Origin of the sequence: Actinomycetospora rhizophila, from assembly GCF_042657905.1 — a bacterium.
GTDB lineage: Bacteria > Actinomycetota > Actinomycetes > Mycobacteriales > Pseudonocardiaceae > Actinomycetospora > Actinomycetospora rhizophila.
In genome coordinates this window covers 91,932-104,695 of sequence record NZ_JBHSKG010000023.1, presented here as the reverse complement: position 1 = coordinate 104,695, position 12,764 = coordinate 91,932, and the positions used below count along the sequence as shown (strand labels likewise).

Sequence of the window (12,764 nt, the reverse complement as noted above, 5' to 3'; positions counted from 1 at the left end):
CTCGGCAACCGCCTCGTGGGCATACTGCACGGCTGCCTCAAGACCCGAACTCCCTACGACGAGACCACCGCATGGGCCCACCGTCAGGCATCTGCAGCTTGACCCTGGAGCCCATGGGATGCCTGAGACCGATCAGCGTGGGGTACCACGCCGACCGGAACAGCGACGTTTCGGAAGGACGGCGATGACCCACGACGGCAGCGACGAGCCCGAGGACGCGGCACTGCGGGAGGTCTGGCGCGACGTCCTGCGCCGGGACCCCCACCAGGAGTTCTTCCACGCCGACGTGCGCGGCGTGCTGCGCAGCATCGGGCCCGTGCTCCTCGAGCACCCGGAGTACGCCGACGTCGTCGGGCGGCTCTGCGAGCCCGAGCGGGTCATCGTGTTCCGGGTGCCGTGGGTCGACGACGGGGGACGGGTGCGGGTGAACCGCGGGTTCCGCGTGCAGTTCAACTCCGCCCTCGGCCCCTACAAGGGCGGCCTGCGGTTCGCGCCGTCGGTCGACCTCGACGTCATCAAGTTCCTCGGCTTCGAGCAGGTGTTCAAGAACGCCCTGACCGGCCAGGACATCGGCGGCGGCAAGGGCGGCGCGGACGTCGACCCGAAGGAGCTGTCGACCGGCGAGCTCATGCGGTTCTGCCAGTCGTTCGCCACCGAGCTGGCCAGCCACGTCGGCGCCGCGGTGGACGTCCCCGCCGGCGACATGGGCGTCGGGTCCCGCGAGATCGGCTGGATCTACGGGCAGTACCAGCGCCTCATCGGCTACCACGAGCCCGGCGCGTTCACCGGCAAGCCGGCCGTGCTGGGCGGCTCGGCGCTGCGCCCCGAGGCGACGGGCTTCGGCACCGTCTACTTCACCCGGCGGATGCTCGCCGAGCAGGGCCGCGACCTCGACGGTGCCCGCGTCGTCGTCTCCGGCAGCGGCAACGTCGCGCTCTTCGCGATGGACAAGGTGGTCGCCTCGGGCGGCACGGTCGTCGGCTGCTCGGACTCGCGGGGCTCGGTGTCCGAGCCCGAGGGCATCGACGTCGACCTGCTGCGCGAGGTCAAGGGCCAGCGCGGCTCGGTGGCCGACTACGCCGAGAAGCGCTCGGGCGCCGAGGCCTCCGACGGCTCGCCGTTCACCCTGGAGTGCGACGTCGCACTGCCCTGCGCGACCCAGAACGAGATCGGCCCGGACGAGGCCCGCGCGCTGGTCGACCACGGGTGCTGGGCGGTGGCCGAGGGTGCGAACGGCCCGGTCACCCCGAAGGCACGCGAGATCCTGCGCGAGGCCGGCATCGGCTTCGGGCCCGGGAAGGCCGCGAACTCCGGGGGCGTCGCGGTGTCGGCGCTGGAGATGCAGCAGAACGCCGGGCGCGAGCGGTGGCGCGGCGAGGACGTCGACGAGCGCCTCCAGGCGATCATGTCCGACGCCTACGACCGGGTCCGCGACGCCGCCGAGCGCTACCACGGCGACCCGACCGACCTCGAGAACGGCGCCAACGCCGCGGGCTTCCTGCGCGTCGCGGAGGCGATGACGAGCCTGGGCGTGGTGTAGGGCGATCGGGTAGACCTCCGGGCATGTCCGTCACCCCGGCTCCCTTCAGCTTCGCCGAGCTCACCCCCACGGCGTTCCTGGACCGCGCGGCCCACGTGTTCGCCGGCCGCGACGCGGTCGTCGACGGGGACGCCCGGTTCACCTACGCCGAGTTCGGCGCGCGGTCGCGGCGGCTCGCGGGGGCGCTGCACGGGCTCGGGATCGAGCCCGGCGACCGCGTCGCGGCGCTGGCGACCAACAGCCACGTCATGCTCGAGTGCCACCACGGCGTGCCCTACGCCGGCGCGGTGCTCGTGCCGCTGAACACCCGGCTCTCGGTCGACGAGATCGTCCACATCGTCGAGCACTCCGGGGCGAAGCTGCTGATCGCGACCCGCGAGCTGGTGGAGAACGCCCGGGCCGTGGCGGAGCGCACCGGGGTCGCGCTCGTCGAGGAGGGGGAGCGCTACGAGGGCCTCGTCGCCGACGCCCCGGAGCGCGTCGTCCCGGTCGCCGACGAGCGCGGCCTGCTCGCGATCAACTACACGTCGGGGACGACCGGGCGTCCCAAGGGCGTGATGTACCACCACCGCGGCGCCAACCTCCAGGCGCTGGCGATGGCCTTCCACATGCGCCTGCAGCCGGCGTCGCGCTACCTCTGGACCCTGCCGATGTTCCACTGCGACGGCTGGTGCTTCCCCTGGGCGGTCACCGCCGCGGGCGGGCTGCACGTCTGCCTGCGCGCGATCGACCCCGAGGAGATCTGGCGGCTGATCCGCACCGAGGGCGTCACGCACTACTGCGCGGCCCCGACGGTGCTGACGATGATCGCGCACGCCGAGGCGGCGACGGACGGGCCGGCACCCGAGCGGGTCACGGTCGCCACCGGCGGCGCGCCGCCCTCGCCGACGCTGCTCGCGCGGATGGACGAGCTCGGGATGTCGGTCACCCACCTGTACGGGCTCACCGAGACCTACGGGCCGGCGGCGGTCAACGACTGGCACCCCGAGTGGGACGCCCTCGACGCCGACGAGCAGGCGCGGCTCAAGGCGCGCCAGGGCGTCGGCAACGTCGTCGCGCAGCGGCTGCGGGTGCTCGCCGGCGAGGACGCCGACGAGGGCGACGTGCCCTGGGACGGCGAGTCGCTCGGCGAGCTCGTGCTGCGCGGCAACGACGTCATGCTCGGCTACTACCGCGACCCCGAGGCCACCGCGGAGGTCGATGCCGACGGGTGGTTCCGCACCGGCGACCTCGGCGTCATCCACCCCGACGGCTACATCGAGATCCGCGACCGGAGCAAGGACGTCATCATCTCCGGCGGCGAGAACATCGCGTCCGTCGAGGTCGAGCGGGTCCTCGACAGCCACCCGGCGGTGATCGAGTCCGCGGTCGTCGGCGCGCCCGACGAGCGGTGGGGCGAGATCCCGATCGCGTTCGTGACGGTGTCGCAGGACGTCGAGGCCGAGGTGCTCATCGAGCACGTCCGCGCGAACCTCGCCCGGTTCAAGGCACCGAAGCGGATCATCTTCACGGACCTGCCGAAGACCTCGACCGGGAAGATCCAGAAGAACGTGCTGCGGGAGCAGGCGGAGTAACGCCGGTGTCAGCGGCGGCGCGTCGCTGACACTGAGCGTCCGTATTCTTCCGTGGATCATGGCGGCGTGACCACGCTCCCCCACGGTTCCTGGCCGACCCCGATCACGTCGGAGCGCCTCGTCGCCGCCGCGGTCCGGCTCGACGACGTCCGCCCCGACGGGCGCGGCGGCGTCGTGTGGGGCGAGGGGCGGGCGGCCGAGGGCGGCCGCATCCAGCTCGTGCGCCGCGACGCCGCGGGCACGGTCACCGACCTGCTGCCCGACGGCGCCAACGCCCGCACCGCGGTCCACGAGTACGGCGGCGGCGCGTGGTGGCTCCACGGCGACGCGGTGTTCTTCGTCGACTGGGCCGACCAGCGGCTGCGCCGCCTCGACGACGGCGTGGTCACGACGCTGACCCCGGAGCCCGCCACGCCGCGGGGCGACCGCTACGCCGACGGCGACGTCGCCCCGGACGGCTCCTGGCTGGTCTGCGTCCGCGAGCACCACCCGCGCGAGGGCGCCCCGGCCACCGAGGTCGTCAACGAGATCGTGCGCCTCGACGCCCGGGCGGCGGGCGAGCCGCAGGTGCTGGTCAGCGGTCCCGACTTCGTCGCCGCCCCGCGCCTGTCGCCCGACGCGGCCCGGCTGGCGTGGATCTCCTGGGACCACCCGTCGATGCCGTGGGACGACACCGTGCTCACCGTGCGGGACCTCGCGACCGGCGCGGACACCGTCGTCGCGGGCGGGCCCGGCGAGTCGGTCGTCGAGCCGGTCTGGCAGGCCGACAGCTCGCTGCACTTCCTGTCCGACCGCACGGGGTGGTGGAACCTCTACCGCTGGTCCGCCGACGCCGGCGTGACCCCGCTCGTGGTGATCGACGCCGAGATCGGCCTGCCCGCCTGGCAGCTCGCCGGCGCCCGCCACGCGAGCGTCGGCGACCGGGTCGTGTTCGCGCGCTCGTCGCAGGGCTTCGACGCCCTGTGCGTGCGCGCCCCCGAGGGCACGGTGACCGAGCTCGACACCGGGTTCACGGCGATCCGGTCGGTGCGGGCGGACGGTCCCGACGCCGTCGTGTGCGTCGCCGGCTCGCCGACCGCCGAGGCCGGGGTGCACCGCGTCTCGGTCGACGGCACCGTCACCACGCTGCGCGCGCCCCGCGACCTGGGGCTCGACCCCGCGACGATCTCGGTGCCGGAGCCGATGACGTTCGCGTCGGTCGACGGGGCGGGGCGCCCGCGCGACGCGCACGCGCTGTACTACCCGCCGGCCCGGACGCACAGCGCGCCCGCGGGCGAGCTCCCGCCGCTGCTCGTCGTCATCCACGGCGGCCCGACCGGGCAGGCCAGCCCGGTGCTCGCCCTGGGCCTGCAGTACTGGACGAGCCGGGGCTTCGGGGTGGTCGACGTCGACTACGGCGGCTCCACCGGCTACGGGCGCGCCTACCGCGAGCAGCTGCAGGGCGCCTGGGGGATCGTCGACGTCGCCGACTGCCTCGCCGCGGCCCGCGCGCTCGCCGACGCCGGGCGCGTCGACCCGCACCGGCTGGCCATCCGGGGCGGCTCGGCGGGCGGGTTCACGACGCTCGCCGCGCTGGCCCGCGACGACACCCCGTTCTCGGCGGGCGCCGACCACTTCGGTGTCGCCGATCTCGAGGCGCTGGCCCACGACACCCACAAGTTCGAGTCGCGCTACCTCGACGGTCTCGTGGGCCCGTACCCGGCGGCGCGCGAGGTCTACGTGGAGCGCTCGCCGATCACGCACGTCGAGCGGTTCGCCACGCCGTTGATCGTGCTGCAGGGCGACGAGGACGCGATCGTCCCGCCCAACCAGTCGGAGATGATCGTGGAGGCGCTGCGGCGCCGGCGCGTGCCCGTCGCGTACCTGCTGTTCCCCGGCGAGCAGCACGGGTTCCGCAAGGCCGAGAACATCCGCCGCGCCCTCGACGCCGAGCTCGCGTTCTTCGCCGAGATGTTCGGCTTCGCGCTGCCGGCCGAGGAAGGCATCGAGCCCGTACCGATCGAGCGCGGATGACCGGTGCGTGCTTCCGTCCCGGGCGCGTGCCGGGCAGAGTGAGGGGCGTCACTCCGAGTGAGGGGAGAGCGCCATGGCGACCTCACGACTGGGCCGCTTCTTCGGGCGCGGCCGCGACGCGCAGGCGGTCGAGACCGCGCCGCCCGCGTACACCGGCGTCGGTGCGCCGCGCCCCTACGACCCGCCCCCGGGCGCGCCGGGCCACGGCATCGCCGGCTACGGCACGCCCCCGCCGCCCGCGCCCGCCGGGGTCGTGACGCGCGCGCAGTACGAGGAGGCCGTGCGGCGCCGGCGCGACGCCGACCAGCACGTCGGGGTGTTCGAGCGCTTCGACGCCAAGCTGAGCGAGCAGATCCACCAGGCCACCGAGGCGGGGCGGACCGACTACGTCCGCGAGCTGCTCTCGCGCCAGCGGTCGGTGCGCGCCCGCCTCGAGGAGGCGACGATGCGGCGCAACCGCCTGCTCGGGGTCGAGGAGGAGTACGCCGCGCGCGGGGTCTAGCGCCGTCGGATCAACGCCGGCGGATCAGCGCTGGGTGTGCGGGACGACGTAGACGGCGGTGCCGTACGCGGCGATCTCGCTGGCGGTCTGGGCGATCTCGTTGCAGTCGAAGCGCAGCGCGAGCACGGCGTTGGCGCCGAACGCCATCGCCTCCTCCGAGAGCCGCCCGAGCGCCTCGTGGCGCGAGTCGGACAGCAGCTTCGACAGGCCCTTGAGCTCGCCGCCGGCCATCGCCTTGAAGCCCGCGCCCATGGTCGAGAACATGTTGCGGCTGCGGACGGTGAGCCCGAAGACCTCGCCGAACACGCGGACGACCTCGTAGCCCGGGAGGTCGTTCATGGTCGAGAGCAGGATCGGGTAGCGCTGGCCCTGGAACTGTCCCGGGTGCTGGCCGTGCTGCTGCTGCGGCTGGTTCACAGGCGCGGAGCGTAGCGGCGCAGCCGCCGGCCTGTCGTGCCCGTTGTCGCCGGTCAGACAGGGTGCGCGTGCAGTGCGGCGCGGGTCATGGTGATCAGGATGCCGGCGGCGACGTCGGCGCCGGTGTGCGTGGCGCTGCGCGGGGTCGAGTTCATCAGCCCGAACGCCGCGTGCGCCGCGACGCGGGCGGCCACGTCGCTCGCGGCGAGCCCGGCCCGGACCAGCGCGCCGACCCAGATCTCGACGTAGGCCCGCTGCAGGCCGCGCACCCGCCGGCGCGCGTCGTCGGGCAGGTTGGCGAGGTCGCGGTCCTGCACGGTGATCAGCTCGGGCTGGCGCAGCGCGAAGTCGGTGTGGAAGGCGATGAGCGCGTCGAGCAGGTCGACGGGGTCGGTGTGCTGCGCGGCGCGCTCCTGCCCGCCCGCGAGCAGGTGCTCGCTGATGCCGACCAGCATCTCGGCGAGCAGCCCCTCCTTGGACGGGAAGTGCCGGTAGAGGGCCGGCCCGCTGACCCCGACCGCGGCGCCGATCCCGTCGATGGACACGCCGTGGAACCCGTGGCGGGCGAACAGGCGCGCGGCCTCGCTGAGGATCTGCTCGCGGCGGGACGTGGTGACCGGCACCCTCGGCACACTAACGCCTCTTGCCAGGCGTTGTGAACGGACGCTAACGTGAATGAGCGTTAACGTGACCAGAAGGAGGTCGAGCGTGGCCGCGCCCACCACCGATGTAGCGACCGGGCACCGGGAGCTCGTCGCCGACCTGCGCGAGCGGCTCGCGACGGCGCGGCTCGGCGGGCCGGAGCGCTCCCGGCAGCGCCACGTCGAGCGCGGCAAGCTGCTCCCGCGCGACCGCGTCGACGCCCTGCTCGACCCGTCGAGCCCGTTCCTCGAGCTCTCCCCGCTCGCCGCCACCGGGATGTACGGCGACGCCGCCCCGGGCGCCGGGATCATCACCGGCGTCGGGCGCATCGCCGGGCGCGAGTGCGTCGTCGTCGCCAACGACGCCACCGTCAAGGGCGGCACCTACTACCCGATGACGGTGAAGAAGCACCTGCGCGCCCAGGAGGTCGCGCTGCACAACCGGCTGCCGTGCATCTACCTCGTCGACTCCGGCGGCGCGTTCCTGCCCGAGCAGGACCAGGTCTTCCCCGACCGCGAGCACTTCGGGCGCATCTTCTACAACCAGGCGACGATGTCCGGGCTCGGCATCCCGCAGATCGCCGCGGTCCTGGGCTCGTGCACCGCGGGCGGCGCCTACGTCCCGGCCATGAGCGACGAGGCGATCATCGTCCGCGACCAGGGCACGATCTTCCTCGGCGGCCCGCCGCTGGTGAAGGCCGCGACCGGCGAGGAGGTCACCGCCGAGGAGCTCGGCGGCGGCGTCCTGCACGCCCGCACCTCCGGAGTCGTCGACCACCTCGCCGACGACGACGCGCACGCCCTGTCGATGGTGCGCGACATCGTCGACACCTTCGGCCCCCGCGCCCCGATGCCGTGGGAGCGCCGCCCCACCGTCGAACCCGACCACGACCCCGAAGAGCTCTACGACGTCGTCCCGGTCGACGGGCGCACCGCCTACGACGTCCACGAGGTGATCACCCGCCTCGTCGACGGCAGCAGCTTCACCCCGTTCAAGCCCGACTACGGCACGACGCTGGTCACCGGCTTCGCCCGCCTGCACGGCCACCCCGTCGGCATCGTCGCCAACAACGGCGTGCTCTTCCGCGAGTCGGCGCTCAAGGGCGCGCACTTCGTCGAGCTGTGCGACCAGCGCGGCATCCCGCTGGTGTTCCTGCAGAACATCACCGGGTTCATGGTCGGCCGCGAGTACGAGGCCGGCGGCATCGCCAAGGACGGCGCCAAGATGGTCACCGCCGTCGCGACCACCCGCGTGCCCAAGCTGACCGTCGTCATCGGCGGCTCCTACGGTGCCGGTAACTACGCGATGAGCGGGCGGGCCTACTCGCCGCGCTTCCTGTGGATGTGGCCCAACGCGCGGATCAGCGTCATGGGCGCCGAGCAGGCGGCGACGGTGCTGGGCACGGTCGGGTCGTCCGACGCCGAGGGTGTCCGGGAGCAGTACGAGCACCAGGGCCACCCGTACTACTCCACCGCGCGCCTGTGGGACGACGGCGTCATCGACCCGGCCGACACCCGCACCGTCCTCGGTCTCGCGCTCTCCGCCTGCGCCAACGCCCCCCTCGACGCGCCGCACTTCGGCGTCTTCCGGATGTGAGGGACACCGTGTTCAGCAGTGTGCTCATCGCCAACCGCGGCGAGATCGCCGTGCGGATCACGCGGACCCTGCACGCGCGGGGCCTGCGCGCCGTCGCCGTGTACACCGACCCCGATGCGGGCGCCCCGCACGTCGCGGCCGCCGACGTCGCCGTCCGCGTGCCCGACTACCTCGACGGCGCCGCGATCCTCGAGGCCGGACGCGCGGTCGGTGCGCATGCCGTGCACCCGGGCTACGGCTTCCTCGCCGAGAACGCCGGGTTCGCCCGGCAGGTCGCCGACGCGGGGCTGACGTGGATCGGCCCGCCGCCGGCGGCCATCGAGGCGATGGGCGACAAGATCCGCGCCAAGGCCACGGTGGGCCCGGCGGGGGTGCCGCTGGTGCCCGGCTCCGACGGGTCGGGGCTCGACGACGCGCAGGTCGCCGCGGCCGCGCGCGAGATCGGCTTCCCCGTGCTGCTCAAGCCCAGCGCCGGCGGCGGCGGCAAGGGCATGCACGTGGTCGAGCGCTCCGAGGACCTCGAGCAGGCCATCACCGCGGCGCGGCGCGAGGCGCGGGGGAGCTTCGGCGACGACACGCTGCTCGTCGAGCGCTACGTCACCGACCCCCGCCACGTCGAGATCCAGGTGCTCGCCGACGCCCACGGCACCGTCGTGCACCTCGGCGAGCGCGAGTGCTCGCTGCAGCGCCGCCACCAGAAGGTCGTCGAGGAGGCGCCGTCCGCGGTGCTCGACGCGACGCAGCGCCACGCGATGGGCGAGGCCGCGGTCGAGGCCGCCCGCGCCTGCGGCTACGTCGGCGCCGGGACCGTCGAGTTCGTGACGAACGCCGACGCGAGCGAGTTCTTCTTCCTCGAGATGAACACCCGCCTGCAGGTCGAGCACCCGGTCACCGAGGAGGTCGTCCGGGTGCGCGGCGGGCGGCTCGACCTCGTCGCCGAGCAGCTGCGCATCGCCGCCGGCGAGGAGCTGGGCTACGACCAGGGCGACATCGCGCTCGAGGGCCACGCCGTCGAGGTCCGCCTCTACGCCGAGGACCCGTCGCGCGGCTTCCTGCCCACCGGCGGCCGGATCCTCGACCTGGTGTGGCCGGCGAACGCCCGCGTGGACGCCGGCGTCGCCACCGGCACCGAGGTCGGGTCCCGCTACGACCCGATGCTCGCGAAGATCATCACGTGGGGCCCTGACCGGGCGAGCGCCCTCGACCGCCTCGACGCCGCGCTCGCGGGCACCACCGTGCTCGGCGTGCGCACCAACCTCGCGTGGCTGCGCACCCTGATCGCCGACGACGACGTGCGCGCCGGGCGCCTCGACACCGGGCTGATCGCGCGCCTGCCCGTGCCCGCCGAGGACCTCCCCGACGACGTCCTCGCCGCCGCGGCGCTCGCGGGGCTGCTGGACCTGGCGGACAGGACGACCGGCGACGACCCCTTCGACCGCATCGGCGGCTGGCGCCTCGGAGCCGACCCCGCCCCCGCGCGCTGGCGCGTCGTGCCCGCCGCCGGCGCGACCGGCGATCCGGTGGACGTCGCCGTCGCCGGACCGCCCGAGGACGCCGTCGTCACCATCGGCGCCGAGGGCCTCCCGCGCCCGGCGCAGGGGCGCCGCGACGGCGCCGACGTCGTGCTGACCCTCGACGGCGCCACCCGCCGCTTCCGCACCGCGACGACCGGGGGAGCCGACGGCGTCCGCTGGCTCGGCCGCGAGGGCGGGGTCTGGGCGCTGCGCGAGCAGGAACGCCTGCGCGCCGCCCGGACCGCCGCCGGGGCCGGCGCGGACGGCCCGCTCACCGCGCCGATGCCCGGCACGGTCACCGCCGTGGAGGTCGCCGAGGGCGACCACGTCACCGCAGGCCAGCGACTGGTCGTCGTCGAGGCCATGAAGATGGAGCACGTGGTGTCGGCGCCCGTCGACGGCGTCGTGAAGGACCTGGCCGCGAAGGCCGGGGCCGCCGTCGCCCTCGACGCGCCGCTGGTCACCGTCGTGCCCGACTCAGGAGAATGATCATGCAGCTGTCGGACGAGCACGAGGCCCTGCGCGCCACGGTCGAGGAGTTCGCGCAGAAGGAGGTCGCGCCGGTCATCGGCGAGTACTACATCAAGGAGAAGTTCCCGTACGACCTCGTCGCGCAGATGGGCGAGATGGGGCTGTTCGGGCTGCCCGTCCCCGAGGAGTACGACGGCATGGGCGGCGACTACGTCGCGCTGTGCGTGGCCCTCGAGGAGCTCGGGCGCGTCGACCAGTCGGTGGCCATCACGCTCGAGGCGGGCGTGTCGCTGGGGATCATGCCGCTGCTGCGCTTCGGGTCCGACGAGCAGAAGCGCCAGTACCTGCCCGACCTCGCCACCGGTCGCCACCTCGGCGGGTTCGGGCTCACCGAGGCCGGCGGCGGGTCCGACGCCGGGGCCACGCGCACCACCGCGAAGCTCGACGGCGACGGCTGGGTGATCAACGGGACGAAGGCGTTCATCACCAACTCCGGCACCGACATCACCTCGCTGGTCACCGTCACCGCCGTCACCGACCGCGGCGAGGACGGGAAGAAGGAGATCTCGGCGATCCTCGTCCCCTCCGGGACCCCGGGCTTCACCGTCGCGCCCAGCTACTCCAAGGTCGGCTGGAACGCCTCGGACACCCACGAGCTCTCGTTCGACGACTGCCGCGTGCCCGAGGAGAACCTCGTCGGGCAGCGGGGCCGGGGCTACGCCCAGTTCCTGTCGATCCTCGACGAGGGCCGGGTCGCCATCGCCGCGCTCTCGACCGGCGCCGCGCAGGGCTGCGTCGACGAGTCGCTGCGCTACGCCCGCGAGCGCGAGGCGTTCGGCCACGCGATCGGGACCTACCAGGGTATCCAGTTCAAGATCGCCGAGATGGAGGCGCGCACCGTCTGCGCCCGCCTGGCCTGGCACGACGCGGCCGAGAAGATGGCCGCCGGGCTGCCGTTCAAGAAGGAGGCGGCGGTCGCGAAGCTCGTGAGCTCCAACGCGGCGATGGACAACGCCCGCGACGCCACCCAGATCTTCGGTGGCTACGGCTTCATGAACGAGTACCCGGTGGCCCGGCACTACCGCGACTCCAAGATCCTCGAGATCGGCGAGGGCACCAGCGAGGTGCAGAAGATCCTCATCGCGCGGCACCTGGGGCTGTGATGGCTTCATCACTCACGTGCGCCGGAGGCGCCTCTCCCGCAGCGCCAGGAACAGCGGGAACGTGAAGGCCACGGCGACGACGAAGCTGAGCACCACGAGCAGCCCGATCACGAGCGGGCGCAGGCCCAACCGGCGGCCCTCGACGACCATGACGACGCACGCCGCGATCGCCATGACGATGATGTCGACGGCCGCCGAGCTGCTCGCGGGGTTGGCGAACCAGCCGCCGACATAGTCGGTGCCGCCCGTCGCGAAGAACGCGAGGTTGAAGTACCAGGTCCCGATCAGGCCGATCACCGAGAGCGTCGCGTAGACGGCGACGAGGACGGGGCTGCCGGAACGGGTGGGGGCGACGGTGGTCATCGGGTCTCCAGGGTGTGCTCGGGTGTGGTGCGGGTGCCGCCGCGCAGGGCGAGCACGGTGGCGGCGGCGGTGCCGGCGACGAGGACCGCCGCGGTCGCGAGGGTCGTGCCGTCGGGGGCGAGCAGGGGCTGGCCACGGAGGGCCTGCCACGTGAGCAGCACCGTCAGGCCGGTCCACGCCGCGCCGGCGACGCCGACGAGGTGGGCGCGCACCCGGGCGTCGCGCAGCAGCGGGCGGCGGGTGGCGAGCAGCCCCAGCCCGAGCGCGAGCAGCGGCAGCCCCTGCAGGGCGTGCAGTCCGACGAAGTGGGCGATGCGCAGGTCGCCGCCCGTGGTGCTCCACCCGACCAGCGGCAGGCCCGGCCCGCCGTCGGGGACGGCGACGGCGTGGGCGCCGATGGTCGGCATCGCCCCGGTCGCCTGCGCCGCCGCCACCTGGGCGCCGGTGGGGCCGGTCATGAGGAACGCGACGGCCATGCCGATCAGGGTGACGACGAGGCCGAGGCGCACGGCCCACGCGGTGTCGACGGCGAGGCCGCGCTCGCGCAGCAGCAGGACGCCGAGGCCGGCCGTCGCCAGCCACAGCACCACGATCGTCGTGCCCATGACGCTCCAGACGGCCGCGTCGAGGGACGTGGCGACGTTGAAGTGGCTCGGCCGTCCACGCACGACCTGACCGACGATCGCGATCATCTCGATCGTGCCCGCCGCCGCGACGACGACACCGGCCCGGCGGGCCCAGCGGCGCGTCCGCGGCACCGTGACCAGCGAGATCATCCAGGCCAGGGTGGCGGAGTACAGGACGAAGCTGACGGAGAACTTGAGGGGCTTGGCCCAGATGGGCTGGCCGCCGAGCAGGCGGGGGTCGAGGAGCAGCCCGGCGAGACACACGACCGCGAGCGCGGCCATGGCGGCGCAGAACACGGCGAGGGCGCGTGACTCCCTCGTCATCGATCGGATAGTGACGCTG

Annotated in this window: 11 protein-coding genes; 7 read left to right on the top strand and 4 right to left on the bottom strand. The window is 73.9% G+C overall.

Annotation, left to right across the window (positions count from 1 at the left end; genetic code table 11):
- The first annotated feature begins 184 nt into the window (after positions 1-184).
- The 4 genes from gdhA (at position 185) to ACFPK1_RS29685 (ending at position 5,629) form a co-directional block, all read left to right on the top strand.
- Positions 185-1,540, top strand: a complete 1,356-nt coding sequence (gdhA, locus tag ACFPK1_RS29700; protein ID WP_378024553.1) for an NADP-specific glutamate dehydrogenase — start codon at positions 185-187, stop codon at positions 1,538-1,540.
- 23 nt (positions 1,541-1,563) lie between these two features.
- Positions 1,564-3,114, top strand: a complete 1,551-nt coding sequence (locus ACFPK1_RS29695; protein WP_378024552.1) for an acyl--CoA ligase family protein — start codon at positions 1,564-1,566, stop codon at positions 3,112-3,114.
- Positions 3,115-3,180: 66 nt separating this feature from the next.
- Positions 3,181-5,127: a S9 family peptidase gene (locus tag ACFPK1_RS29690; RefSeq protein WP_378024551.1), complete on the top strand. Its 1,947-nt coding sequence runs from the start codon at positions 3,181-3,183 to the stop codon at positions 5,125-5,127.
- A 73-nt stretch (positions 5,128-5,200) separates the two neighbouring features.
- The gene (locus tag ACFPK1_RS29685) at positions 5,201-5,629 is read left to right on the top strand and encodes a hypothetical protein (protein ID WP_378024550.1); all 429 of its coding nucleotides are present in this window, start codon (positions 5,201-5,203) and stop codon (positions 5,627-5,629) included.
- Positions 5,630-5,653: 24 nt separating this feature from the next.
- On the opposite strand, the gene ACFPK1_RS29680 is transcribed toward ACFPK1_RS29685, so the two are convergent.
- Together ACFPK1_RS29680 and ACFPK1_RS29675 are read right to left on the bottom strand one after the other, a co-directional pair.
- On the bottom strand, positions 5,654-6,046 hold the full coding sequence (locus ACFPK1_RS29680) for a YbjQ family protein (RefSeq protein ID WP_274280145.1): 393 nt from the start codon (positions 6,044-6,046) through the stop codon (positions 5,654-5,656).
- A 53-nt stretch (positions 6,047-6,099) separates the two neighbouring features.
- A complete protein-coding gene (locus ACFPK1_RS29675; protein ID WP_378024549.1) occupies positions 6,100-6,669 on the bottom strand; it encodes an SACE_7040 family transcriptional regulator in 570 nt (189 codons plus the stop codon).
- A 52-nt stretch (positions 6,670-6,721) separates the two neighbouring features.
- Between ACFPK1_RS29675 and ACFPK1_RS29670 the strand changes: the two genes are divergently transcribed.
- From ACFPK1_RS29670 to ACFPK1_RS29660, 3 genes are read left to right on the top strand one after another with little or no spacing between them, the layout of a single operon-like run.
- Positions 6,722-8,284 (top strand): acyl-CoA carboxylase subunit beta, encoded by a 1,563-nt coding sequence (locus ACFPK1_RS29670; protein ID WP_378024548.1) that lies wholly within the window; start codon positions 6,722-6,724, stop codon positions 8,282-8,284.
- An 8-nt stretch (positions 8,285-8,292) separates the two neighbouring features.
- Complete coding sequence (locus ACFPK1_RS29665; RefSeq protein WP_378024547.1) at positions 8,293-10,287, top strand: acetyl/propionyl/methylcrotonyl-CoA carboxylase subunit alpha; 1,995 nt, start codon at positions 8,293-8,295, stop codon at positions 10,285-10,287.
- A complete protein-coding gene (locus tag ACFPK1_RS29660; RefSeq protein ID WP_378024546.1) occupies positions 10,284-11,432 on the top strand; it encodes an acyl-CoA dehydrogenase family protein in 1,149 nt (382 codons plus the stop codon). The genes ACFPK1_RS29665 and ACFPK1_RS29660 overlap by 4 nt, the downstream gene beginning before the upstream one ends.
- Positions 11,433-11,444: 12 nt before the next feature.
- On the opposite strand, the gene ACFPK1_RS29655 is transcribed toward ACFPK1_RS29660, so the two are convergent.
- Both ACFPK1_RS29655 and ACFPK1_RS29650 read right to left on the bottom strand, forming a co-directional pair.
- The gene (locus tag ACFPK1_RS29655; RefSeq protein ID WP_378024545.1) at positions 11,445-11,795 is read right to left on the bottom strand and encodes a DUF2834 domain-containing protein; all 351 of its coding nucleotides are present in this window, start codon (positions 11,793-11,795) and stop codon (positions 11,445-11,447) included.
- Positions 11,792-12,745 carry a hypothetical protein gene (locus ACFPK1_RS29650; RefSeq protein WP_378024544.1) on the bottom strand — a complete coding sequence of 318 codons (954 nt, stop codon included), beginning with the start codon at positions 12,743-12,745 and terminating at the stop codon, positions 11,792-11,794. The genes ACFPK1_RS29655 and ACFPK1_RS29650 overlap by 4 nt, the downstream gene beginning before the upstream one ends.
- Between the last annotated feature and the right edge of the window lie 19 nt (positions 12,746-12,764).